This window comes from Caproicibacterium sp. NSD3, from assembly GCF_053613275.1.
In genome coordinates, this window is the sequence record NZ_CM132119.1 from 262,450 (window position 1) to 287,836 (window position 25,387).

Genomic DNA, 25,387 nt, shown 5'->3' on the forward strand with positions numbered 1-25,387 from the left:
ATGCGTGGGGCTGTTTTTGCAAATGACGAACGAATTTATTTTGCATCGGAAGCTCTAAAAAAACTGAGGATCGAAATTGATTGCGCAAACGATTACTCAAAAGGGCAGAACCTTCTAATGAAAAATCCAAAAAACTATGATTTCGTATTGCTTCCGGTTCGCGGAACAGAAGACGGAACGATTTTGCAGTCGGAGGGAACATCGCTTTTTGTCGGAGACTTTCTAAAAGGACTTTCAGAGGGAACACCGGTTTTTACCGGGAGACAAACAGAATATCTTCGTCAATTGCATTTAAACCTCTATGACCCGTTTAAAGATCCGGAGGTTTCCAAAAAAAATGCGGAGCTTACAGCTGAAGGTGTTTTGTGGTTTCTTCTGGAGTATACAAAAAAGAGTCTTTTTGAAAATTCTTATGATGTGATCGGTGCCGGTCATACCGGAAAAGCCATTACGGAGATTTTAAGAAAGCTGAGACTGCCGGTAAGACAGGCTGCGCGAAACGAACATCTGGATACGATTTCTATGGAGCAATGGAAGAGAGAGACTCCGTCTGATGTGGTGATTATTACGGTACCGGCATTGGTGCTGCCAGTGGAACTTGCAGAAAGTTGGAAAAAGCCAGTCTTTGTATTGGATATTTCAAGCGGACAGCTAGGGGCAGATCCAAAAATTGCAGAGCTTCAAAATATTACTTATTATGCGGCGCCGCCGCTGCCGAGCAAGGTGGCTCCCCAGTCGGCGGGAGTATTGATTGCAGATTATATCGGTCGGGTAATGTCTGACAAAAATATCCGGAAAGCAGATGCTGCTCCGGCAAAAAACGAGGGATGATTTTGAGAGTAATCGAACACCCAATTCTGGGTACACTGACAGATCTTAAAAAAGTCACGCTGTATTTTAATGGAGAACCGATCGAGGCTGTCGAAGGGGAACCAATTGCAGCGGCACTTTTGAATGCAGGAATTAAAGTATTTCGTACCACAGCAAAACGCCATGAACCGCGCAGCGTTTTTTGCGCGATCGGGCGTTGTACGGACTGCATGATGATTGTAGATGGAGTCCCGAATACGCGCACTTGCGTAACGCCTGTTCATGACGGAATGCATGTAGAGCGGCAGGAGGGACTCGGTGTAGTTCGAAAGGAGGCAGACAAATGAAAACACTGGAAACAGAGGTTGCGATTGTCGGCGCCGGTTCTGCCGGACTTTCGGCTGCCTATCAGGCGCGCAATGCCGGGGCAAGGGTATTGGTCATCGATGAAAACAGCCGCCCTGGCGGACAGCTTTTCAAGCAGATTCATAAATTTTTTGGTTCTCATGAACATCAGGCCGGAACCCGTGGCTATGTGATCGGGCAAAAACTTCTGAAAAAAACGCAGGGCTGCGGAGCGGATGTCATGCTTAACAGTCTTGTCTATGGAATTCAGCCCGAAGATCTTACGATGGGCATTATTCAAAATGGGGAAAATTGTCAGCTGCACGCCAAAAAAATTATTATCGCAGCAGGGGCAAAGGAAAACTATTTGCCGTTTCCCGGTTCTACACTGCCGGGCGTAATGGGTGCGGGTGCTGCACAGACCATGATCAATGTTAACCGGGTTCTTCCCGGTAAAAAAATCGTGATGATGGGTTCCGGCAATGTAGGGCTGATCGTTTCTTATCAGCTCATGCAGGCGGGAGCTGATGTTCTTGGAATTGTCGAAGGAGCCCCGAAAATTGGCGGCTATGGCGTCCATGCCGGAAAAATCCGCAGAGTGGGGGTTCCGTTTTATCTGGGACATACGATCAAGCAGGTATATGGAAAAGACTGTGTGGAAGCAGTCGAAATTGCAAAAGTGGATGAAAAATTCAATCCTATTGAAGGAACTGAAATGATGATCGAGGCGGATACCGTTTGCATGGCAGTAGGGCTCAATCCCATGACGGAGCTTGCATGGATGGCGGGTTGTCAGTTCGATTTTATTCCTGCTTTTGGCGGGCATGTTCCGCTGCATGATTGGAATATGGAAACAACGGTTCCCGGTGTTTATGTTGCTGGTGATATTACCGGTGTGGAGGAAGCTTCTACCGCTATGGAAGAAGGAAATCTTGCCGGAGTTGCTGCAGCCGAAGCTTTGGGCTATTTGAGTGAGCAGGATGCAGCAGAGAAAAAAGCCGCAATCGTAGAGCGGCTCAATACACTGCGCTGCGGACCTTTTGGAGAAGGGCGCAGAAAGTTTAAAGAGCATCAGATTGCCGATATGGAAGCGCTCAAACGCGGTGAGTTTTTTGGGAGGTGCATTGAGAAATGATTGAAAAAGAAGGAATCATTTATACCGGATTTCCGTCAAAGGAAGAACTCATGTCCTGCCCTGGAGTTCCCAGCGAGGAACGCATGAAAAAAGGGCGTGTGGCGGTCATCGAATGTGTTCAGCAGATTCCCTGTAATCCCTGCGCCAGTGCCTGCCCTATGGGTGCGATCACAATCGGGGAAAACATTACGAATCTTCCGCATCTAAACGAAGAAAAATGTTCCGGTTGCGGGCTGTGCATTGCGAAATGTCCTGGCCTTGCAATTACGGTTGTCAATAAAGCTTTCGGAGAAGGAGAGGCTTCCATTGATTTTCCGTTTGAATATTTGCCGCTCCCTAAAGAGGGCGATCTTGTGGATGCGGTTTCCCGTGCAGGGGAGCCGGTTTGTAAAGGCAGAATCCTCAAAGTGAAAAATCTTGCAGCTTATGCGGGAACAACAGTGATCTCCATGGCAATTCCAGTCGAGTTTGCCGATACGGTCCGCAGCATGAAGCGCCTGCCGAATCCGGCAGTGGAAGGAGCGTGAGCAAAATGAATGATGATGTTCTGATTTGCCGCTGCCAAGAGATTACCCGCGAAGAGATCATTCAGGCGATCCATGACGGCGCGACGACAGTAGACGGTGTAAAACGCCGCACCAGAGCTTGTATGGGACTTTGTCAGGGAAAGACCTGCGAACGTCTGATCCAGGGAATTATTGCGGAGGAAACGGGGAAAAATCGCGCGGAAATTCAGCCGCAGAAGACCCGTATGCCGGTGCGTCCGTTAAAGTTGAGTGTGCTGGGGGGGAGTGGAAAAGATGAAGTATGATGTCATTATCGTTGGCGGAGGTATTATTGGATGTTCTGTCGCCTATTATCTTTCCAAACGGAATCAGAAAGTTCTGCTCCTTGAAAAGCGTGACCATGCACAGGGTTCTGCCGGTGCTACAGATGGTGTTGTCAGCTATCATACCAAAAAACCGGGAGCGCAGATGGATTTGGCAGTTCAGTCTTTAAAACTTTACCAGACGTTGGAAAAGGAACTCGGAGAGTCCGTTGAGTTTGTTCCAGACTGCGGCGGAATGCAGTTGGCAGAGAATCAGGACCAGTGGGATATGCTCAGTAAGATTGCGGATAAACAGCGCGAGAGCGGTGTGGATATCCGCATGATCTCGATCGATGAGGCAAGAGAAATTGAACCTCAGCTAGCACCTGACCTTTATGGAGTACTTTATGCACCATGCGGAGGCAAGGTAGAGCCAATCAAGCTGACAATGGCATTTTTGCATGCGGCAAAGCGGCAGGGAGTCGAAGTAAAAAACCATCTGGGGGTTACTGAAATCAAAAAGGACAGTGCAGGCAAAGTAACGGGTGTTGTGACCGAAGACGGCAGCTTTTATGAAGCGCCAAAAGTGGTGATTTCGAGTGGCTCTTGGTCGGCTGAGGTTGGAAAAATGGCGGGACTCGATCTGCCGATTAAACCCCGCCGCGGACAGCTTTTGGTGACAGAAGCGGTCGGTCCGTTTATGCATTGCACAGCACAGTGTGCTTTATATAATGTAATTAAATTCATGCCGGAGACAATCAAAGACCCTAAAATCCTTTATATAGGTGCTTCTCTGAGTATACATCAAACGAAAAACGGCGGACTTTTAATTGGAGGCACCCGCGAATGGGCCGGGTTTGACCGCTTTAATTCTTTGGAGGCAGTGGAAGCAATCGCGCATCGGGCGCTGCGCTTTTTCCCGGCTCTTAAAGATGTCAGCGTCATTCGCGCGTTTGCAGGGCTGCGGCCCTATACGCCGGACGGAAAGGCACTGATCGGCGGGACAAAAAAAGTACCGGGCCTTTATCTGGCAGCAGGCCATGAGGGGGATGGAATTGCTTTGGCACCAATTACCGGGAAATTGCTTTCTGAAGAGATTGTAGACGGAAAGTCCTCCTATCCGCTGGAGCCGTTCTCCCCGGATCGGTTTTCCTGAGTAAAAAGAGAAAGGGTGGATTTACATTGAAACAGTTTGTGATAGCCCTTACCAGACGATGCGGCGCCGGAGCAACCCCAATTGGCAAAATCCTCGCTAAAAATCTCGGCGTACATTTTTATAATCGGGACCTTTTGCGGTTGGCTTCAGATGATAGCGGAATTAGTGAAGAGCTTTTTGCCAAGGTGGATGAAGAGACCAAAAAGAGTCTGCTTTATAGGGTTTCGAGAAAAGTATACGACGGTACCATAATTCCGCCGGAAAGTGATAATTTCCTTTCAAATGAAAATCTTTTTAATTATCAGGCGAAAGTGCTCAATGAGCTCGCAAACAGAGAATCTTTTGTGGTGGTTGGCAGAGCGGCAAATTTTGTGTTAAGAGACCGCCCCAATGTCGTTTCGGTTTATCTTTATGCACCGGAAGAGATTTGTGTCCGCCGCAAGATGAATTTGATGAATTTTTCCTATGATGAGGCAGTTCACTATGTTAAGAAACAGAATAAGTACCGCCGCGGTTATTTTACGCATCACACCGGACAGATCTGGGAAGATATGCGCAATTATGCACTTTGCATCGATACCAATGAGCTGGGGGATGAAGGGACCGCAAAACTAATTGAAGATTTCCTTATGAAGCGTATGGAACGGATTCCATTTTGATTTTTAAAAGGCAATAAAGAATGACGGTTCATAATAAAAAGGCTGCTCTCCAAAATTTTCTAGAGAGCAGCCTTTTTTATTTTTAAATATTTAAAGAGCAATATGAAACAGCCTGCAGGCATTTTCGATTCCTAATTGAAGCACTTCTTGGGTTGTACAGTTGCGGGCCTGCGCAATGACTGCCGCTGATTTTGGAATCATGGTACTGTCACAGCGCTTTCCGCGGAAAGGGACCGGTGCCATATAGGGACAGTCGGTTTCTGTTAAAAGCCGATCGGAAGGAACTGCTGCCGCAACCGCAACCGGAACCCGCGCATTTTTAAAGGTAACAGCTCCGCCTAATCCTACATACATCCCAAGCTTTACCAGCTCCCGCATCATTTCGACGCTGCCGGAAAAACAGTGCATAACGCCGCGCGGACGATATTTTCGCAGGATTTCCATCGTATCTCCGTGCGCCTCTCGGTCGTGAATGATAACCGGAAGATCATATCTTTTTGCAAGCTCCAACTGTGCGATGAAAGCTTTTTTCTGATCTTCTCTCGAAGCGTTTTCAGCAAAATGATAATCGAGCCCAATTTCGCCGATCGCAATCAGCTTGGAGTCTTTTTTTTTCAACATTTGTTCTAATTCGGTCAGCCAATTTTCCGGAGCTTCTTTTACTTCTTCCGGATGAAGTCCAATCGCTGCATAAATATAGGAGTATTTTTGAGCAAGCAAAAGTGCTTTTCGGCTGCTCTCAAGAGAAGCACCGCAGTCAATTAAACCGCAGACACCATTCTGAGGTAAAAACGTATCCAAAACCATTTTACGGTCAGAATCAAATGCGGCGTCATCGTAATGCGCATGACTGTCAAAAATTTTGTTCATCGAATTCGGCTTCCTGCCGGGACACCGTCCAGAAATACAACTTTTACTTCATCACCGGCATCCGCTGCCAAAAGCATTCCTTGACTTTCTACGCCGCAGAGCTTTGCAGGTTTCAGGTTGGCGACGAGAACAATGGTTTTTCCGATCAAATCTTCCGGCTGATACCATGGCGCAATTCCGCTGCAGACCGTGCGTCCTTTTTCTCCATCGTCCAAAGTTAATTTCAGCAGCTTTTTTGCACGCTTGATGTGCTCGCAGTTAATGATCTTTGCAGCGCGCAGTTCCACTTTCTGAAAATCATCGATCGTGATCTGAGCAAGTCCTTCAATCTTTGGCTTTTGCAGCGCGGCGGGATTCGGGATCAGCTTGTTGAGTTCCTCGATTTCCTTGTCAACATCAATACGGGGGAAAAGGGTATCTCCTTTTTGCACGGTTACATCAGAGGGGAATTCACCAAACTTTGCGGCGCTTTCATAGCTGCATTGATTGCCGCCAACACCAAGCTGTTCCTGAATCTTGGGCGCTGTTTCGGGCATAAAAGGCTTAATCAGAATCGAGACGATGCGCAGACTTTCGCAGAGGTGTGCCATAACGCAGGCAAGTCGATCTTTTTTAGTCTCCTCTTTTCCAAGAGCCCATGGGGTCGTTTCGTCAATATATTTATTGGTGCGCGCGATAAAACGCCAAATTTCTTCCAATGCTTTGCTAAACTGATAGCCGTCAATGTTTTGGTTGCACTTTGCCCGCAGCTCATTGCCCATTTTTTCCAATTCACTGTCGGGATCGGCGCTTTCCCGCTGAGCAGGAATTTTGCCGTCAAAATATTTTTGCACCATTGCGGTCGTGCGGGAGAGCAGATTTCCAAGATCGTTGGCGAGATCGGCATTGATCCGCGAAATAAGTGCTTCGTTTGTAAAGACACCGTCACTGCCAAACGGAATTTCGCGCAGCAGAAAATAACGAATCGCATCTACGCCATAGCGTTCGCAGAGAACATAAGGGTCTACAACATTGCCCTTGCTTTTACTCATCTTTGTACCGTCGCCAAAAAGCAGCCATCCGTGGCCGTAAACCTGTTTTGGCAGAGGCAGATCAAGAGCCATCAGCATGGCAGGCCAAATGATGGTGTGGAATCTAACAATTTCTTTTCCGACAAAATGAACATCGGCCGGCCAGTATTTACGGTAGGCACTGTCATCATCGCTGCCGTAGCCCAGCGCGGTGATATAGTTCGTTAAAGCATCCAGCCAGACATAGACGACATGTTTGGGGTCAAAATCAACCGGAATGCCCCAGGTGAAGCTGGTACGGGAAACGCAGAGATCCTGCAGACCCTGATTGATAAAGGCAATCATTTCATTCTTGCGACTTTCCGGCTGAATGAATTTTGGGTGATCCTGATAGTATTGCAGTAACCGATCCGCATATTTGGAGAGTTTAAAGAAATAGGCTTCTTCTTCCGCCCATTTAACTTCACGGCCGCAGTCCGGGCATTTACCGTCTTTTAGCTGATTTTCTGTCCAGAAGGATTCGCAGGGGGTGCAGTACCAACCCTCATATTTGCCTTTATAAATATCACCCTGATCGTGTAACTGCCGAAAAATTTTCTGAACCGCCTTGACATGATAGTCATCCGTCGTGCGGATAAAGCGGTCATTGGAGATATTAAGCAGTTTCCAAAGATCCTGAAAGACTTTGGAGATACGGTCGACATACTGTTTTGGAGTGATGCCTTCCGCTTCTGCTTTTTGTTCAATTTTCAGGCCGTGTTCATCTGTTCCGGTCAAAAACATCACATCATAGCCCTGCATGCGTTTATAACGGGCGATCGCGTCGCTCGCCACGGTACAGTAGCTGTGACCGATATGAGGATTGCCGGACGGATAATAGATCGGTGTTGTAATATAAAATGTTTTCTTTTCCATATTGAGAACCCTCCATGCGGATTTTACTAAACGATAGATAATATCATTATATATCGAATGAGGGGGAATTACAAGAAAAAGCCATTTGTATAGGAAATGTGTGTAAATTGCATGCTGAAAAAAGTAGTTAAAGCGAATTAAAAAAATCTAGTTTACTTTTTGATTTTAAGAGGTGCTGTCAGTCTCATAAATAAATTTCCGGACTGCAAGACAGTTTTGCTTCAAATCGGGGACCAAAACCATTCCAACGTCTACGGTAGCGTCCTGCCAGGAGCCGTCTATAGGAACATAAAAGGTTTTTGTGGGATAGAAGACTGCCGGAGAGGAAAGAAACGTGATGCCGGTCAATTCAATTGCCGGGATATTCGTACGCAGCTTTTTGAGAATATCCGGCAGCTTCATAATTCCAGAAGGGCTAAGAACCTTTTTCAGAAGTTTCTGAATCACTTCACGCTGTCTTGTTGTTCTGCCAAAATCAGTGCCGACTTTTCGGATACGGGCATAATAAACGGCATCAGCGCCGGTTAGATGGAGATTTCCGGCAGGATAGGAAGTTCCCTGATCGTGATTGAGCTGATCGACCAAATCTTGATCCATGGTGACATCAATTCCGCCGAGGTCCGTAATGATATCGGCAAGCCCGTCCATATCGACGGCAATGTATTTATCTACTTTAATGCGGAAATTATTTTCGATGGTCTGCATGGTTAACGCCGCACCACCATAAGCATAGGCAGCGTTAAGCTTGTCCATCCCATTTTCCGGTACGGCAAGATACATATCCCGCAGAAAAGAAGTCAACTTTAGAGTGTGATGACGATGATCGATCGAGAGCAGCATGATCGAATCACTGCGCTGTGCGCCTGCATCCAATTTGTCAAGCCCTAACAGCATAATATTGGTGACAAACGGATCGGACATGACGCTGTAGGTGGGCGCATTTGTAGGCTGCGCCACGTATTTGCTTTGATCGGTGTTCCCAGAGCGATTCATCTGAGAATAGAGCATCGTTAAAATAACACCAAGAATGATTAGAAGGACCAGTAGAATGCCGAGAATCCGGCGAAAAAGATGACGGTGACGACGACGAGGCTTTTTGTGATTGTCCCAATCGTCTGGGTCGTTCCGACGGGATTGGCGGTTCTTTTCGGAGCGAGAATCCTGATTTCCCGGTGCCTCTACATAATTATAGCAATCAATCGGCAGCGTTTCTTCCTGCGTTTTATAGCGAGAGGAAGGAGAGACTTTTTTGCTCTTTTGAGAGCCTTTTTCGGCAGCAGAGGAAGGCTTTTTTGTGGAGGAATAAATATCTTTTGCTTTTCCTTTTCCTTTGCTGTATGAATAAATATCCCGGTCTTTTTCGGGGTGGGACGAATCACTCATCGGGAGATCCTCCTTATGATATTAATATAGAATCATTCTAACTGTTTCCCAAAAAACTGTCAAGTTATGTAAACTTTTGAAGAAAAATTTTCTTGAGAGTTGACTTTTTTAAAAAGCAAGCATATAATAACACCAAATATAAAAAACCGACGAGAAAGAATAGTAACTCTGAATATCTTTTGCAAAGAGAGCCGCAGCGGGTGTGATTGCGGTAAAAAGAGGTAGAGTGAATGGGCTTTTGAGGGCAGGATGAAAGACGGATTTTGAGCCGTTTAGTAGTTCCTGACGGGGACTTTACCCGTTATCCGGAAAGCGTGTATTTTGTGAAGTACATGAAATTGAGTGGGCGTTTTTTTGAAACGTCAATTTGGGTGGTACCACAGGAGTTTTATAGCTCTTGTCCCTGTGTTTTTGCAGGGACAAGAGCTTTTTTTATGCAGAGAAAGGGGTGAGGCAGATGCCGGATGGTTGGTGGCAAAGCTTTTTGTCAAAAAACAGGGATCTTCGTACGAGGGTAGGCATTTGCCTATATCAGTGATTGAGTGACAGAATTTGGAGGAATTAAAATGAAAAAAAATCTTTTGAAAAAAGTATCCGCATTTGTGATGGCAGCATTTTTGGCGACGGCAGCTACCGGTTGTGGGAGCAGTTCTTCTTCTACCGGCGCTTCTTCAGAGGCTTCAGGAAAAAAGACGATCGGGGTCATTCAGTTTGCGACGCACCCATCCCTCGATAATTGCTATGAGGGATTTAAAGAAGGTCTTGCCGAAGGCGGATTTAAAGAGGGCGAAAATCTGACGATCAATTTTCAGAATGCACAGGGAGAAACAGCCAACGCAGATATGATTGCAAAGAGTCTTGCTGCCAAAAATTATGATATGATCGGTGCAATCGCAACGCCTGCAGCGCTGAGCGCATACGGAGCTACCAAAAATGCCGGAACACCGGTAGTCTTTACAGCGGTCAATGATCCGGTCGGTGCACAGCTTGTTAATAGCCTTGATAATCCAGGAACCAGTTGTACCGGAAGCAGTGACGTACTTCCCCTGGAAGCGCAGGTCAAGATGATTCGTGCGTTTTTGCCCAATGCGAAAAAGATTGGAGTTCTTTATACGACCAGCGAGCCGAACTCCATCTCCATGTTGGAAAAGTTTAAGGGAATTGCGGCAAACGAAGGCTTTGAGGTCGTCGAACAGGGCGTAACCAATTCCAGTGAAGTTGCTTCCGGTGCAACAGCATTGGCTGCAAAAGGAGTGGATTGCTTTAATAACTTTACGGATAATAATGTTGTTAACAATCTTTCGAGTGAACTGCAGGCTGCTAAAAAGGCTGGGATTCCGGTATTCGGCAGCGAAGTGGAACAGGTGAAAAACGGTTGCCTCGCAAGCCAGAGCATTGACTATGTGGCGCTGGGAAAACAAACTGGTTTGATGGCGGCAAAAATTCTTAAGGGAGAGGCAAAAGCTTCCGATTTGCCGGTTTATACGGTAGAAGATGCTACCCCTGTTTATAATGAAACAGTGCTGCAAGAAATGGGACTGAGCCTTCCGAGTGAATATCAGACGGCGGAAAAAGTGACTTCTGCAAAATAAAAAGCACCTTTTTTAGAATGGGATTTTTGGAAAGAGAGCTGAAAAGAAAGCATGGATGTGTTTTTTAATCTAATTCTAGCGATCCTCGAGGAGGGATTCATCTACGGAATTATGGCGATCGGTGTTTATATCACCTATCGCGTTCTGGATTTTCCGGATTTGTCTGTAGATGGGACTTTCCCAATGGGAGCCTGCCTTACGGCGGTGTTGATTTCGCATGGAATGAATCCGTGGCTTGCATGTTTGTGTGCATTTTTCGCGGGAACAATCGCAGGCGGAGTAACAGGGCTTTTGCATGTTAAGCTTCACATTACCGATCTGCTCTCTGGAATTTTGGTTATGACAGCTCTTTGGAGTGTCAATCTGGCAGCCGTCATGGGTGGAAAAGCGACGATTACGATCTTTAATTCCAACACGATTTTTAATTCAGGACTCGCGATGCTTTTGCCGAATGCAGGAGCGAAGTTTCGAGTTGTGATTTTGGCAGCAGCCGTTTGTCTTTTGATTAAATATTTGACGGATGCTTATTTACGAACACGTTCCGGATTGTTGCTGCGTGCGGCAGGGGATAATGCCCAGTATGTGATTTCCCTAGGAAAAGATCCGGGCAGCATGAAAATTCTGGGATTGATGATTGGGAATGGCTGCACGGCACTTTCCGGCAGCATTTTGGCACAGCAGGCGGGTTCTGCCAACGTAGCGAGCGGAACCGGTATGGTTGTAATGGCGCTTGCTTCGGTAATTATCGGAACGACCGTCTTTAGAAAAGTCAAGTTCATGCGTGCAACGAGTGCAGTAGTCTGCGGTGCGATCCTTTATAAGGCTTGTCTTGCAGGAGCAATGCAGATGGGACTTGATACCAATTATTTAAAGCTTTTGATGGCGGTCATCTTTACCATTGCTTTGGTGGGGAATCAATTTACTTTGGGAAGGAGGAAAAAGCAGCATGTCGATCCAACAAAAATCTGAGCCTTTGGTTCGAATGGAACATATTGCTAAAGTTTTTCACCCGGACGAGGTGAATGAAGTTACTCTTTTCCAAGATTTTAACCTTACTATTTGTGAGGGCTCCTTTGTTTCGGTTGTTGGGAGCAATGGTTCCGGAAAAACGACGATCCTTAATTTGCTCTGCGGCTCCATTCCGGTGGACAGCGGAAAAATTTTTGTGAGGGATCGGGAGATTACCAAGCTTTCAGAATATGCGCACAGCCGGTTTATCGGGCGTGTGTTTCAAGACCCCGCGAAAGGAACTTGCCCGCAGTTGACCATTCTCGAAAATATGGCGCTTGCCGACCAAAAAGGAAAGCCCTATGGCCTTGCTCATGGGGTGAACCGCAAACGGGTGGATGCTTATCGCAGTCAGTTAGAGCTTTTAAAGCTGGGATTGGAAGATAAGCTGGAGGTGACGGTTGGGAGTCTTTCCGGCGGACAGCGTCAGGCTTTGGCTCTTTTGATTGCCACGATGACGCCGATTGATCTTCTGATCCTTGATGAGCATACGGCAGCGCTGGACCCGCGTTCCAGCGAGACGGTGATGGAGCTAACGGAACGGGTCGTCAAGGAAAAACATTTGACGGCGCTGATGGTTACGCATAATCTGCGGTTTGCAGTGCGTTATGGGGATCGTCTTCTCATGATGCACCGCGGAAAAATTGTTTTAGATCATGAAGGGGCGGAGAAGAGTTCCCTGGAAGTTCGTGACCTGACGGATCGGTTTAACGAAATCTCGATTGAAGATGGAAATTGATATAAAATTGCAAAAAAGGGACGCCTTTCGATTAGAAAAGCGTCCCTTTTTATGATTAAAAATAAAATAAGACGAAAGAAAATTTAGCTCTCAGAATCATTTCTTTCGGATGGTTGTTCCGGCTTATCCGAAATCAAGGTCCCTTTTACACGGGGACGCATGATTTCTTTTGCACGCTGCCGCAGACGATTTTTGGAGATTGCCTCCATGGTTATCTCCTTGAGACTGCCGCTTCCGCTGTCTACTAAACCAAAGAGCATCTCGGTAGCGGTTTTGACGCTTGGAAGTTCATCCATCCGCAGAAATACCTTATGACCGTCTTTATAGAAAATAAATTTCATCAGGCGCGTACAGGGTGCTTGTAGAAAATGAATATACAGCTTTAAAACAGTACGATCCTCCTCGTCTGTAGTGAGTTCTGCAGATGAGCCAATAAAATAATCCTCACCGCCTAATCGAATCCAGCTGCGGATGGCACTTGTCTGCAGCCCCGCGTCAATCGTAATCTCTGATTCTCCACAGAGAAAAATGCAGCGACAAAGATCCGGTTCAAAGGAAAATCGGACTGCTTTTGGTGAAGATGGGAAATTATTAGTAACACTGCGCAGAATCAAAGGCATCAAAGAAGCAAATCCGTCTTCTAACAGGAAAGCACCGCCCGGAATTGTCTTTGCGAGCGGTGGAATTGAGGGAACATGCTTTGGTTCCTGATGAGAACCTTTCAGTGCATGAAATAAGCGGGAAAGCCCTTTTTGAGGAGGCTCTTCCTGAGAAGGAGCCTGCTTTGTATGGTTCGGTTCTGCATAGAGATGATCAATCACGTCTAAAAGCTTTTTGACGCCCATTACATCACTCGGAAGCGGCATTTCTGCAAAAGGCTCAGCCTGATCTCCAAAGAATTTTTCAATAATTTCCAGAGAGGAATCATGAAAAAGCTGGCCGCTTCCGCTGGTGATAGCAATTACCATATCGCGCGCCGGAAGAACGACTACATATTGTCCGAAGACGCCGTTAAATTGATAGGCATCTTTTGCGGGAAAACGCCGAATCTGATACCCATATCCGGTGGGGCGGTCTCCCTCTTGAAAAGGAATCCAGTTCGAAGTACTGTCAATTACCCATTGTTCGGGGATGATCTGAATCTTTTTATTGCCTTTTTTCCAAGCACCCTGCTGCAGATAAAGCTGACCGAGTTTCAGCATATCAACCGAGCGCAGATAGAGTCCCCAGCCGCCTTTTTCAATTCCCATGGGGCAGGTGTCCCAGCGCGGTTTTGGAATTCCGAGTGGAGAAAAGAGGCGTGGCATCAGAAAATCGACAAGGGACATCCCTGACTTTTTGCAGATAAGCGCCGAAAGTATGTAGGAATTCATACTGTTGTAGTAAAATGCGGTTCCGGGTTCGAAAAGGCAGTCGGAAGAAAGGAAGCCTTTTACCCAGTCTTTATCGGTAATGCTGAATACCTCGTTATATTTGACGCCGGAAGTCATGGTCAGAAGATGGCGTACCGTGATATTGTTAAAACGGGCACCGCGAAACGGCGGTCTGATCTCAGGGAAAAGATCAACCAGCTTGTCATCCACTGAAAAAAGTTTTTCTTCTACAGCAAGTCCCACAGCCATACCGACGACGCTTTTGGAGAGGGAAAACATCATATGGGGGCATCCGCTGGAATAGGGCTGAAAGCTGCTTTCTGTAATCATTTTTCCGTGGCGCATGATGGCGACGCTGTGAACCCGGATATCCGGACAATCGCGAAGCGCTGCATAAAAATCGGCGATCGTACGGCTAGGTACCCCTTGTGCTTCTGGAACCTCGCGTTCCATGCCGTAGATTTCAGAATCCGGGTTCTGACGGTTTGGATAAGGAACAAACGGATAAGGTGAAATCTGTTCGGGAGTCCCCTGTAAAAAATGGATTAATAAATTTGCAGTTTTCACCTGCGGCATAAGATCTGGAATCATAGGGATTCCTCCTTTTGGTCCATGGAATTTGTCACAATATTTTGATAGTCAAGATGTAATTCCGGCTCAGGAGCCGGAAGGCTGAATTTGTCCCGCAGCCGACGGTTTAAATCAGGAAGCATTGCTCCCAAAGAATCCGGATCGTCCGGAAGAAGTGCAATCGCCTGACTGAGGCTTTCAATCAGATATCCTTTTGTATTTTTCTGTCCGGAGAGCCTTAAAACGCCGTCAGGACGGCCGCCTTTTGTAGGGACCCCCAGAATTCGGCAAATCTCCAATGTGCATTCCGGCTGCCCCCCTTCAGCAGGGCCAACGATTAGAATGACAGGGCTTTCACTTAAAAGCTCGGCTAAAGCGGCGTGCAGCCGTTTTAGATTCGTTGCGGTACGGATTGCAGTAAAAGTGATTCCGCTGTGCCCTAGAAGTTCCTGGCAAATGCTGGTGCGATGTGCTTCATAAAAAATAACAGCGGTATCCATTTTGGAAACTCTTCCTTTCTGATTGTAAATTTTATTTAGCGCGGCGCTCGTGATGGAAGGCCGGCACTTCGATGTCAGGCAATCCTAAAAGACGGCGGCGCAGCATATCAAGCGCATTATTTGCGGCGGCTAAGCGCAGGAAGGAACGCTCGCGGATATGACCGTTTTTGGGGTTCAATTCCCGAATCCAAGTGCTGCAGCCATCGCAGAGCCCAATATAAATCAGTCCGACCGGCTTTTCGGCAGTTCCTCCGTCGGGACCGGCGATCCCGGTAATGCCAATGCCAAAATCGGCGCCTGCTTTTTCCCGAACCCCTTTTGCCATTGCGGCGGCAACCTCCGGACAGACTGCACCTTTTTTGCGCAGTAACTCTTCCGGAACGCCTAATAACATCGTTTTAATATCGTTGGAATAGGTGACTGCTCCCATATGAAAGACCGCAGAAGACCCCGGAATATCCGTGATTCGTTTTGCTACTAGCCCTCCGGTGCAGCTTTCTGCTGTTGCCAGTGTCATTTTCTGCTCTGTGAGGGATTTGACGACTACTTCTTCAAGACTTTCTACATCAATTCCATAGACTGCGTCTCCGAGGCGATTGCAGACTTCATGTACCATGGGTTTACATAATTTTTGTGCTTCCTTTTTAGTAGAAGCTTTTGCGGTGACCCGGACATACATTTCATTGGTAGCTGCATACGTTGCAACAGTCGGATTTTTGTTTTGGGTCAAATCCACAATCCGTTCTTCGGCGGCACCTTCTCCGATTCCATAAACGCGGATATCGGTGCTCCAAATGGTACTGTCTGCTAATTTAGAAAGAAAAGGAATTGCATAATTTTCCATCATGGGGACCAGTTCTGACGGAGGTCCGGGCAGCATGATGACCACTTTTCCGTCTTTGGTGGTAAATGCACACCCGGGAGCGGTACCGTGATCGTTTTGAAGAACGGTGCAGCCTTCCGGCAGCATCACCTGTTTTAGTTGGTTAGGGCCGCAGTCCCGGCCTTTAAAATACTCTTTGAGGCGTTCAAGACTCTTTTTATCCTGTACGAGGGGACGCCCTGCGAGACGTGCACAGGTTTCTTTTGTCAGATCGTCTCCCGTGGGTCCAAGGCCGCCGGTGGTAACGATTAAATCTGCGCGGGAAAAAGAATCGGTGAGTGCGGTGGTAAGCCTTTCGGAGTTATCACCAACAATGCTGGAATATTGTACATCAATGCCAAGAGCAGCCAGACTGCGTGCTACATAAGCAGTGTCGGAGTTGATCACCTGACCGAGAAGAAGTTCTGTGCCGACCGAAATAATTTCAGCTTTCATAGTAAAGAGATCCCTCCTAATTTTTAATAACGGCCGATTTTACGGCCGAAAGAATCAAAATCTAAACGGGAATCCGACGAATGGTTGTGTTTTGTACGCATTCGTCGAGAAGTGCTTCTACGGGAAGTACGGATTCTGCCTCTAAAACATCTTTCAAATTTGGGCGAGTGCGGGGATGCTTTGGGGTAAAGACAGTGCAGCAGTCTTCAAAAGGCTCAATAGAAGTTTCAAAAGTGCCGATTTTTTGAGCCATTGCAACGATATCCCGCTTGTCGTCCCCAATCAGAGGACGGAAAACAGGCATGGAACAAGCTTCGTCGGTACAGCAGATTGCCTGTAGAGTTTGGCTTGCTACTTGTCCGAGACTTTCTCCGGTAATCAATGCGCGGCAGTCCTCTTTTTGTGCAATTCGTTCTGCGGCCTTCATCATAAAACGGCGCATCAGAATTGTAAAATATTCTTCGGGACAATGATCGCGAATCGCTTCTTGAATATGAGTGAACGGGACAGTAAACATATAAATTCTACCGGCGTAAGCACTTACTTCGGTGAGCAGATCGACTACCTTCTGTTCGGCACGTTCACTGGTGTAAGGCGGACTTGCAAAATGTACGGCCGAAAGTTCCAGCCCACGGCGCGCCATCATCCATGCGGCGACCGGACTGTCGATTCCGCCGCTGATGAGAATGGCGGCTTTTCCGCCGGTGCCGACGGGAATTCCGCCTGCACCGCGCAGCGGTTCGCCATGGATATAAGCTGCAAAATCACGCACTTCCACGCGCACGATTAAATCGGGATGATGGACATCGACCGAAAGATTCGGAAATTTTTCCAGTAAATAAGCGCCGGTCTCAGCACTGATCTGCGGAGAATTGAGCGGAAATTTTTTATCGCTGCGCTTTGCTTCCACCTTAAACGTTTTGGCAGAAAGCAGCTGATATTTCAGATATTCGGCGCAGGCGGGCAGAATTTTTTCCATACTCTTTTCGGCAACGCAGGCTCTGGAATAGGTGGCGATACCGAAAATCTTTCCGATTCGTTCGGAAGCTTCGTCCATATCGCAGTCGTCGGAAAGCGGGGTTACCGTGATGGTAGACTGCAGGGAACGTATTTCAAATTTTCCGGCGGGTGCAATTCTTCTGCGAATATTTTTGAGCAAAGTCTGCTCAAAGGTTTGGCGGTTAAGCCCTTTTAATACCAATTCGCCTAATTTAATCAAAATGATTTCTTTCATGATCAGAATCCGTTTCTATGTTTATTTTGAATTTATTGAGAAATTTTATACATGCTGAAGGGAACGAATTCCTTCCTTTATGGCGTTGCAGAAAGCGAGAACGTCCTCTTCCGTATTATAGCGGGAAAAGCTGACTCGCAGAGCAGAATCAATTCGCTCGCTTGAAAGCTTCATAGCAGAAAGAACGGGGCTCTTTTTTCCCTTGGAACATGCAGAACCGGAGCTGACGTAAATATTTTTCGAAGAGAGAAAATGCAGCATGGTTTCAGCACGAATTCCAAGAATGGAGAGATTGCACACAAAGGGAAGTGCATCAGAGGGACTGTTGCGGACGACTCCCGGAACCGGTGCCAGTGTCTCAAAAAGAAGATCGGAAAGGGTCTGTGCTTTTTTGCGGGAGACAAGGGGACTCGGTAAAACGGAGCAGGCAGTGCCAAAAGCACCAATAAGGGGCAAAGCCTCTGTGCCGGGACGAAGATTTCTTTCCTGTCCGCCGCCGAAAGTATGGGGACGGATCGTAATACCTTTTTTCAGATAAAGAGCGCCGACCCCTTTTGGTCCGTGAATTTTATGGGCACTGATCGATAAAAGATCAATCCCTAAATGCTTTGGAGAAATCGGAAGCTTGCCAAATGCCTGTACCGCGTCCACGTGAAGGAGCGCAGGGGCACCGGAAGATTCGATTGCCATATGGGCAGCCTCAATCGGAAGGATCGTTCCAACTTCATTATTGACCGCCATCATGCTGACGAGAATGGTATCCGGGGTGACGGCTTCAAATATCTGTTCCGGAGAGATATGGCCCTCTTTGTCCGGCATGAGATAGAGAACTTCGAAACCTTCTTCCTCAAGAGCATGTAATGTATTAAGCACAGCCGGGTGCTCGATCGTGGTAGAAACAATGCGGTTTCCACGTTTTTTTCTGGCATGTGCTGCTCCAAAAAGCGCAAGGTTGTCCGCTTCGGTTCCGCCGGACGTAAAAATGATTTCTTCCGGTTGGGCGCTCAAAACTTTTGCAACCTGTTCGCGCGCAAGACGCAGAGCTCTCTCTGCTTCAAACCCCATTTTGTGCAGAGAAGAGGGATTTCCGTAAGTTTCTGTCATGAGGGAAAATGCTGTTTTAGCGGCTTCTTCGCAAACCTTGGTGGTAGCCGAATTATCAAGATAAATCTCCTGCAAGATGATCCTCCTGTTTTGTATATGATTGAATCTTTATTATACACCCACAAAAGTGTGGAAGCAACTGAATCAAAGACAATCAATTGGCTGCTTTTTGTTCATGTTTGTGGCATCAAAAAGAAAAGAATGCACGGATACAAACAGAGTCATTTATTTGCAGAGTTTACGATTTCATACAAATAAAATTAAAAAAGGATCGACTTTCCAACAAAAAATTTGGACGGAAAGTCGATCCCCATTTGTTTTCATGGAATGATTTTGGACAAAGCAGCATAAAACTCGATTAGGTGGGGTTATTCAGAGATTTAAGCCGTTCCTGTGGAGAGGGAATTTCTGCATAGGGGCCGGTGTGATAGACTTTCATAAGTTCTTCCATGAGTGAAAAAATCTGTTTTTTGGAATCAGTCTTATCAAATTCTTCGCAGGAAGCGCGCATCTTTTTGAGTTCTGTTTCATTGCTGAAAAGATCTGAGATGATCGCTGCACAGTCTTTTCCACTGCCCAGCTCCACCGCCATGTTATGGTCCAAAAGGAAATCGGTATTGTCTTCTTCCTGACCGGGAATTGCATCAAACACGGCCAGCGGGATTCCGCAGGCAAGCGCTTCGCTGACGGTCAGACCGCCGGGCTTTGTAACCAGAAGATCCGAAGCATGCATATAGGATTCTACTTCATCTGTAAAATAGATAAGCTTTGTTGGCTTTTTGCTGTGAGGGACGGCTTTTTCTTTGAACATTTCATAGAGCTTTTCATTTTTGCCGGTGATTACAATCATTTGAAAATCCTGTGGCAGAGCGGCGATTCGTTCATAGATCCGCAGAACACGCGTCACTCCGAAAGAGCCTGCCATAATCAGGATCGTAGGCTTGTCCGGATCAAGACCCAGACGAATACGAACAGAGCGGCGATCTTCTTTTTTAAAGAAGGCATCCCCTACTGGAATCCCAAAAGGATGGACCAATACCCGCGGAACCCCCATTGTTTCCATTTCAGCGATCATATCTCCGGTGCTGACAACATAGGCATCTACATTGGAGGCAATCCACGCCATGTGTGGGCCGTAGTCCGTCATCAGGCAGATAAGCGGAACTTTCAGGACACCCTCTCGTTTCAGATTGGAAATCATTTCGGTTGCAAAAGGATAGGTGCTCAAAATCACATCGGGTTTTTCCTTTTCTAATAGAGGAATCAGCTTTTGCGCCGCACTGTGATTAACACGGACCATCAGGCTGTTAAGGGGGGTATCTTTATTTGTTGCTTTATAGAGAGAGCCAAAAAACTTTGGCGCATTTTTGGCGATCAGCTTGTAGCCGTCACAGCAGGTCCAGTCCAGTGCTGCACTGACATTTTTTAGTGCATCTGCGACCAGAACTTCAGCGTTTGGCACATTCTGCTTGATATAATCTTCTACTGCATGAGCTGCACGTAAGTGTCCGCCGCCTGCTGCGGCAGAGAGAATCATAATTTTCAAATCATCACTCCTTTAAAATATTCATAGAAATTATAGCATAAACTTTCTATTTTTTCTACATGGCGTTTTTGCTAAAAAGGTACTTGTTTGCAAAGCTGTAACTTTACACGCAATCCCAAAGTTACTATAATGAAAAAAGAAGAAAATTGGCATAAAATGTGTTTTTAGGGAGATCCTTCAGGATTCCCCTTTATAGGAGGATATATATATGCAGCATTGCCAGGCTGAACCTGTAAGAAACATGATGAAGTCAAACAGACATAAAAAAAAGCTCATTTTTATCTGTTCAGCTTCTGTTGTTGGCGTTTTGATTATCGTTGGTGCCATTGTGTTTACCTTGATTCGGCAGGGGAAGCTTGCAAATCCATGGAGAAGTGCGAATACTTTTGCAAACGGTGTAACCGTAGAAGAAATTGATTTAAGCGGCAAGACGATGGAGCAGGCAAAAGATGCACTTGCAGATACGGAAAAGCAAAAAACTTCCGGATATCGGTTTGAACTCAAATATCAGGATCAAACTTTTACTGTGTCTGACCAAGATTTTAAGGTTACCTGTAATACAGATGAGGTGCTGGGAGAAGCACTCCAAGCGACAACGGCGGAAAACTTTTCTCTTTCAACGGCAGTTGATCAGTCGACTTTAAAAACTGCATTGGAAAATGCGGTGGCGCCTCTTAATAAAGAGGCAAAAGACGCACAGGCAAAATCATTTGATCCTTCTTCCGGAAAAGTTACCTGTGATGCAGCGCAGACGGGTGTGGAAGTACAGAATGACCAAGTCCTTCAAGATGTTCAGAAAATTTTGGATGAGGGAAATAAAACCGGCAGCGTGGCCCTTACAGTGAAAACGGTAGACCCGCAGGTTACAGCGGATGATATTCAGAAAAACACTGTGAAATTGGGAACTTTTAGCACGGTTTCTACGAATAATGCCAACGGTACGTTTAATATGGCGCGTGCCTTGGCAACGGCTAATGGAACGATTATTCAGGGTGGCGGGACATTTTCTTTTCTTAATACGGTAGGCGCCTGTGATGAAGCTGCCGGATATAAGTCGGCCGGAGCGATCGTAGATGGAAAAGTAGTAGATTCTTATGGCGGTGGGATCTGTCAGGCAAGCACGACTATTTATGGTGCTGCGCTGCGTTCGGCATGTGCTATCACTGTTCGATACAATCATACCTATGCTTCTTCTTATGTGCCTTTGGGACTGGATGCAACGGTCAGCTGGCCGAGTGCGGATTTACAGTTTAAAAATCCGACGAAATATCCGATGTTCATAGTGAGCGGTTCTAACGGGAATACGATGTTCTGCACTATCTATGGATATAATGACGGAACGTGGGATAATATAGAGGTTTCTTCCTGGCAGGCTAGTAAAGATGACAAAGGTGCCGTGACAGCAGATGCACAGCGTACTTACTATAAGAATGGTGCAAAGGTGCGTTCAGAACAGCTGCCAAGTTCTTATTATTCCAACAAAGAAGCAGCTTCATCCGATTCTGCAGGAACAAATAATGCCGTCGAAAATAATACGAGCCAGACGGAGCAGCCTTCGGTAGGAACAACGGGAGCGATTCCACAAGGTTCGGGTAATAATGCAACACCTCCTTCTAGTGATACGGGGGGCAATACAAAACCGCCACAAGGAGAAAATTCCTCCGTTTCTGAAAGCTCGAAAGCCGCCTAAAAATTATTTAAAAAAATATCGAAACGGGCTGAACCGAAGATAAACGGTTCAGCCCATTTTACGGGCAAGAGAAAAACTTGACTTTTTGGTTTGAATTTGAGAAAATAACTAAATATAGTATGCACACGCTTTTTGCAAAAAATCCGGAAATATTGGAGAAGAAAGGACGGATCACAGTGGCGTTTTGTGTTCAAAATCCCGAGATCAGCGTCATCGTGCCGGTCTATAATGTGGGAGAGTTTGTTGAGAAGTGCATTTCTACGCTTGCGGAACAGTCGATTAAGGTTCCTTATGAAATTCTCGCAGTGAATGACGGAAGTACGGATCAGTCTTTAAAAATATTACAGAAAATGGAACAAAAATATTCTAATGTCTGCATCTTGAATCAAAAAAATTCAGGAGTTTCAGTTGCACGGCAAAATGGCCTCAAGCAGGCGCGGGGAAAGTATATTTGCTTTGTAGATGGAGATGATTATGTATCGAGGAAATACCTTGAAAAGCTTTATCAGGCGTGTGAAAAGAATCATGCTCAGATCGCTTGCTGTTCTTATGATTGGCATTTTGTCTTTAGTGGATTTTATTTGCCGTATCCATTTCGAGCTTATCACGTGATGAATACCGAAAAAGGATTGCGCACGCTGATTCGTGATTATCAGATTCAGAGCTTTTGGTGGAGCAAGATGATAGAGAAAAGTGTGATTCTTGCGTCTCACGTGACTTTTCCGAAAATGTGCTTTGAGGATTTGGCAGTTCTGCACAGGGTCTTTGCCTGTGCGGATAAAGTCGTTCTGATTCCAAATGGACTTTACTATTATAATGTCCATACGGAAAGCACACTCGGAACCATGAACCCGCAGAAAATCTGTGATTACATACGGGCAGTGGCTATGGTTCGGGAAGGCTTGATGCAGAAGGGATTGTATACTGGAAAATACCGCAATGCCCATAATGCTCTCGCGAGTAAATCACTTTCCTGCTGCCAATGGAATGTTATGAAAATGCATATAGAGGCGCATCACCTGAAAGGTGCCATGGCAAATTTGCATCGTGTTCACTTGTTGATGAAGCAGGTGACGGCAGATGAATTTAACCCGAATACTTTTTATGAGGAATTGTCAGGAGAAATTTTAACTCCTTCTGATAGAAAAGAAGCGGACGATACCATTTGCTGAGGAGGCATAAAATGAAGGACGGCTTTTTAAATGTTGCTGCGGTAACTCCCGCACTTCGGGTAGCCGATTGTGACGGAAATGCTGAAAAAATTTTGGAACAATTAAATCTCTGTACTCAAAAGGGAATCTCTGTGGCCGTTTTTCCGGAACTTTCCCTGACAGGCTATACTTGTGGAGATTTATTTCATGATGTTGCGCTTTTACGTTCGGCAGAAGAAAATTTAAAAATGGTGATCCAAAAGAGCAGCAGTCTTTCCATTTTGGCAGCAGTAGGAGTGCCGGTTGCCGTTGGGGGAGCGCTTTATAATTGTGCCGCTGTTTTTTGCAAGGGAAAGCTTTTGGGGCTGACCGCAAAAAAGTTTATTCCGAATTACGGAGAATTTTATGAGATGCGTCAGTTTACCCCGGCGCCCGAGGAACCAATGACGGTTTCTTATTGCGATACGGAAGTCCCATTGGGGAGCGGGCTTTTGTATCAATGCGAAAATAATCCCCAAATGACTGTCGGCGTAGAAATCTGTGAGGATCTTTGGGTGCCGGAACCGCCCAGTGTGCAGATGGCAAGAGAAGGAGCACTCCTGATTTTGAACCTTTCTGCCAGCGATGAGACAATCGGAAAAGCGGAGTATCGAGACAGCCTCGTTGGAAATCAGTCTGCACGGCTTTACTGTGCTTATGCCTATGCAGACGCAGGCGAAGGGGAATCGACTACTGATATGGTTTTTGCCGGGCATGATCTGATTGCCGAAAGCGGTGCGATTCTCTGTCAAACCAAACTCTTTTCCGGTGCCTGCGCAATGGCACAGGTGGATTTGGAACGCCTTTTGCAGGAGCGCCGCCGTGCGACTACATGGACAAATCTCCCTCCTAAAAAATCCAAAATTCTGTTTTCAATGAATTCGGCGGAGACGGGGCTCTTGAGACAGTTTTCTCAGACACCGTTTGTGCCGGAAGATCAAGGGGATTTAAAATGCCGCTGTGAGCTGATTTTATCAATTCAGGCGAACGGACTGAAGACCCGATTAAAGCATACCGGAATTAAAAATGTCGTGATCGGTGTTTCCGGCGGATTGGATTCCACCTTGGCTTTGCTGGTCGCAACCAGAGCTTTTGAACTTTTAGGACTTTCCAAAAAGGGAATCCTTGCAGTTTCCATGCCGGGATTCGGAACCACCAGCCGTACGCGCTCTAATGCAGAAGGGCTGGCAGTCGCCTTGGGGGCGCAATTTAAAGAAGTGCCGATCGGAAAGGCCGTTCGGCAGCACTTTTCCGATATTGGGCATGATGAGTCTGTGCAGGATGTCACTTATGAGAACAGTCAGGCGCGAGAACGCACACAGGTGCTGATGGATTTGGCCAATCAGGTCAATGGCCTTGTGATCGGGACGGGAGATCTTTCCGAATTGGCGCTTGGTTGGGCAACTTATAACGGTGACCATATGAGTATGTATGGGGTAAATGCTTCTATCCCCAAAACGTTGGTGCGTCATCTTGTGCGCTATGCTGCAGAGGATTTTGGCGGTGAGATTGGGAAAATCCTGCTTGATGTGCTGGATACTCCGGTAAGTCCGGAACTTCTGCCTCCGAAAGATGGTAAAATTGCGCAGAAGACGGAAAACTTGGTGGGACCCTATGAGCTTCATGACTTTTTCCTTTATTACATGCTGCGCTTTGGATTTGCACCGGATAAAATTTATCGGATGGCCTGCCATGCCTTTGAGGGGCAGTATGACCATGAGACCATTTTGAAATGGCTTAAAACTTTTTACCGCAGATTCTTTACCCAGCAGTTTAAACGCAGCTGTCTGCCGGATGCGCCGAAAGTTGGCAGCGTGACGCTTTCACCAAGAGGCGATTGGAGAATGCCAAGCGATGCGGCGGTTACTTTATGGATGAAAATTCTCTCGAGCTTGGAATCCTAGTAAAAGGACAAAAATCTTTTAGAATATTGAGTGCCCTCTTCGGAAAGAATAAAAATCCGAAGGGGGCACTTTTGATGAAATTGACCGATAAGGAATATCAAAGCCTATACGAGAAGGCATCACCGAACAGCAAATGGGGTAAAAATTGCCTTTGGGCATTTTTTGTCGGCGGAGCAATTTGCGCCGTTGGACAAATGCTTTGCAATCTTTACGTAATGTTGGGAGAAGATCTTTCGGATGCGCGTACATGGGTCAGCCTTTCGCTGGTACTCTTTTCTGCGCTGCTCACCGCATTTCAAGTTTATGATAATTTGGCAAAGCATGCAGGCGCTGGCACTTTGGTGCCGATCACCGGCTTTGCCAATTCGATTGTTTCCCCAGCAATCGAGTTTAAAAGTGAAGGATTTATTACCGGAATGGGTGCGAAAATGTTTGTCATTGCAGGCCCTGTTCTGGTATATGGAACGGTTGCATCGGCAGTTTATGGACTGATTCTGGTGCTTTTCCATTTGTATTGAGGGGAGGAAA

23 protein-coding genes and 1 other annotated feature are annotated in these 25,387 nt (G+C 46.4%); of the genes, 14 read left to right on the forward strand and 9 right to left on the reverse strand.

The features are described 5' to 3' along the window. The 7 genes from ACVS9P_RS01250 to ACVS9P_RS01280 are packed head-to-tail and all read left to right on the forward strand — an operon-like array spanning position 1 to position 4,913. On the forward strand, positions 1 to 831 hold the full coding sequence (locus ACVS9P_RS01250) for a hypothetical protein (RefSeq protein ID WP_452103842.1): 831 nt from the start codon (positions 1 to 3) through the stop codon (positions 829 to 831). Then, positions 828 to 1,157, forward strand: coding sequence for a (2Fe-2S)-binding protein (locus tag ACVS9P_RS01255; RefSeq protein ID WP_416232459.1), 330 nt, complete (start codon positions 828 to 830; stop codon positions 1,155 to 1,157). The genes ACVS9P_RS01250 and ACVS9P_RS01255 overlap by 4 nt, the downstream gene beginning before the upstream one ends. After that, positions 1,154 to 2,290, forward strand: coding sequence for an NAD(P)/FAD-dependent oxidoreductase (locus ACVS9P_RS01260; protein WP_452103843.1), 1,137 nt, complete (start codon positions 1,154 to 1,156; stop codon positions 2,288 to 2,290). Before ACVS9P_RS01255 ends, ACVS9P_RS01260 begins: the two co-directional genes overlap by 4 nt. Then, positions 2,287 to 2,817, forward strand: coding sequence for a 4Fe-4S binding protein (locus tag ACVS9P_RS01265; protein ID WP_452103844.1), 531 nt, complete (start codon positions 2,287 to 2,289; stop codon positions 2,815 to 2,817). The genes ACVS9P_RS01260 and ACVS9P_RS01265 overlap by 4 nt, the downstream gene beginning before the upstream one ends. Before the next feature lie 5 nt (positions 2,818 to 2,822). Then, positions 2,823 to 3,101, forward strand: coding sequence for a (2Fe-2S)-binding protein (locus tag ACVS9P_RS01270; protein WP_452103845.1), 279 nt, complete (start codon positions 2,823 to 2,825; stop codon positions 3,099 to 3,101). Further along, a complete protein-coding gene (locus ACVS9P_RS01275; protein WP_452103846.1) occupies positions 3,091 to 4,254 on the forward strand; it encodes an NAD(P)/FAD-dependent oxidoreductase in 1,164 nt (387 codons plus the stop codon). The genes ACVS9P_RS01270 and ACVS9P_RS01275 overlap by 11 nt, the downstream gene beginning before the upstream one ends. Positions 4,255 to 4,280: 26 nt before the next feature. Then, a complete protein-coding gene (locus ACVS9P_RS01280) occupies positions 4,281 to 4,913 on the forward strand; it encodes a cytidylate kinase-like family protein (protein WP_452103847.1) in 633 nt (210 codons plus the stop codon). 90 nt (positions 4,914 to 5,003) lie between these two features. Here ACVS9P_RS01280 and ACVS9P_RS01285 read toward each other — a convergent pair whose 3' ends face one another. The 3 genes from ACVS9P_RS01285 to ACVS9P_RS01295 all read right to left on the reverse strand — a co-directional run bounded on the left by ACVS9P_RS01285 (position 5,004) and on the right by ACVS9P_RS01295 (position 9,091). After that, the gene (locus tag ACVS9P_RS01285; RefSeq protein WP_452103848.1) at positions 5,004 to 5,783 is read right to left on the reverse strand and encodes a TatD family hydrolase; all 780 of its coding nucleotides are present in this window, start codon (positions 5,781 to 5,783) and stop codon (positions 5,004 to 5,006) included. After that, positions 5,780 to 7,708, reverse strand: coding sequence for a methionine--tRNA ligase (gene metG, locus ACVS9P_RS01290; RefSeq protein ID WP_452103849.1), 1,929 nt, complete (start codon positions 7,706 to 7,708; stop codon positions 5,780 to 5,782). The genes ACVS9P_RS01285 and metG overlap by 4 nt, the downstream gene beginning before the upstream one ends. A 165-nt stretch (positions 7,709 to 7,873) precedes the next feature. Further along, a complete protein-coding gene (locus tag ACVS9P_RS01295; protein ID WP_452103850.1) occupies positions 7,874 to 9,091 on the reverse strand; it encodes an LCP family protein in 1,218 nt (405 codons plus the stop codon). A gap of 140 nt (positions 9,092 to 9,231) precedes the next feature. After that, positions 9,232 to 9,499 (forward strand) — a binding site (T-box leader). 158 nt (positions 9,500 to 9,657) lie between these two features. Between ACVS9P_RS01295 and ACVS9P_RS01300 the strand changes: the two genes are divergently transcribed. The 3 genes from ACVS9P_RS01300 to ACVS9P_RS01310 are packed head-to-tail and all read left to right on the forward strand — an operon-like array spanning position 9,658 to position 12,430. Further along, positions 9,658 to 10,683, forward strand: coding sequence for an ABC transporter substrate-binding protein (locus ACVS9P_RS01300; protein ID WP_452103851.1), 1,026 nt, complete (start codon positions 9,658 to 9,660; stop codon positions 10,681 to 10,683). Between the two features lie 51 nt (positions 10,684 to 10,734). Then, on the forward strand, positions 10,735 to 11,652 hold the full coding sequence (locus ACVS9P_RS01305) for an ABC transporter permease (protein WP_452103852.1): 918 nt from the start codon (positions 10,735 to 10,737) through the stop codon (positions 11,650 to 11,652). A 4-nt stretch (positions 11,653 to 11,656) separates the two neighbouring features. Continuing rightward, positions 11,657 to 12,430: an ABC transporter ATP-binding protein gene (locus ACVS9P_RS01310; protein ID WP_452104654.1), complete on the forward strand. Its 774-nt coding sequence runs from the start codon at positions 11,657 to 11,659 to the stop codon at positions 12,428 to 12,430. Positions 12,431 to 12,513: 83 nt separating this feature from the next. Here ACVS9P_RS01310 and ACVS9P_RS01315 read toward each other — a convergent pair whose 3' ends face one another. From ACVS9P_RS01315 to ACVS9P_RS01340, 6 genes are all read right to left on the reverse strand, one after another. Beyond that, a complete protein-coding gene (locus tag ACVS9P_RS01315; RefSeq protein ID WP_452103853.1) occupies positions 12,514 to 14,394 on the reverse strand; it encodes a serine hydrolase in 1,881 nt (626 codons plus the stop codon). Beyond that, complete coding sequence (locus ACVS9P_RS01320; RefSeq protein ID WP_452103854.1) at positions 14,391 to 14,873, reverse strand: hypothetical protein; 483 nt, start codon at positions 14,871 to 14,873, stop codon at positions 14,391 to 14,393. The genes ACVS9P_RS01315 and ACVS9P_RS01320 overlap by 4 nt, the downstream gene beginning before the upstream one ends. Before the next feature lie 31 nt (positions 14,874 to 14,904). Continuing rightward, positions 14,905 to 16,191 carry a competence/damage-inducible protein A gene (locus tag ACVS9P_RS01325; RefSeq protein WP_452103855.1) on the reverse strand — a complete coding sequence of 429 codons (1,287 nt, stop codon included), beginning with the start codon at positions 16,189 to 16,191 and terminating at the stop codon, positions 14,905 to 14,907. 61 nt (positions 16,192 to 16,252) lie between these two features. Beyond that, positions 16,253 to 17,425 (reverse strand): tRNA uracil 4-sulfurtransferase ThiI, encoded by a 1,173-nt coding sequence (gene thiI, locus ACVS9P_RS01330; protein ID WP_452103856.1) that lies wholly within the window; start codon positions 17,423 to 17,425, stop codon positions 16,253 to 16,255. A 45-nt stretch (positions 17,426 to 17,470) separates the two neighbouring features. Then, complete coding sequence (locus ACVS9P_RS01335; RefSeq protein WP_452103857.1) at positions 17,471 to 18,604, reverse strand: cysteine desulfurase family protein; 1,134 nt, start codon at positions 18,602 to 18,604, stop codon at positions 17,471 to 17,473. Positions 18,605 to 18,887: 283 nt separating this feature from the next. Beyond that, positions 18,888 to 20,066 (reverse strand): MGDG synthase family glycosyltransferase, encoded by a 1,179-nt coding sequence (locus tag ACVS9P_RS01340; protein ID WP_452104655.1) that lies wholly within the window; start codon positions 20,064 to 20,066, stop codon positions 18,888 to 18,890. Positions 20,067 to 20,283: 217 nt separating this feature from the next. Between ACVS9P_RS01340 and ACVS9P_RS01345 the strand changes: the two genes are divergently transcribed. The 4 genes from ACVS9P_RS01345 to spoVAC all read left to right on the forward strand — a co-directional run bounded on the left by ACVS9P_RS01345 (position 20,284) and on the right by spoVAC (position 25,377). Continuing rightward, entirely contained in the window at positions 20,284 to 21,765 is a 1,482-nt protein-coding gene (locus tag ACVS9P_RS01345; protein WP_452103858.1) for a VanW family protein, read from the forward strand. Positions 21,766 to 21,941: 176 nt separating this feature from the next. Further along, positions 21,942 to 22,937, forward strand: a complete 996-nt coding sequence (locus ACVS9P_RS01350) for a glycosyltransferase family 2 protein (RefSeq protein ID WP_452103859.1) — start codon at positions 21,942 to 21,944, stop codon at positions 22,935 to 22,937. Positions 22,938 to 22,948: 11 nt separating this feature from the next. Then, entirely contained in the window at positions 22,949 to 24,859 is a 1,911-nt protein-coding gene (locus tag ACVS9P_RS01355; RefSeq protein ID WP_452103860.1) for an NAD(+) synthase, read from the forward strand. A 74-nt stretch (positions 24,860 to 24,933) separates the two neighbouring features. Next, complete coding sequence (gene spoVAC / locus ACVS9P_RS01360; protein WP_452103861.1) at positions 24,934 to 25,377, forward strand: stage V sporulation protein AC; 444 nt, start codon at positions 24,934 to 24,936, stop codon at positions 25,375 to 25,377. Positions 25,378 to 25,387 lie beyond the last annotated feature (10 nt).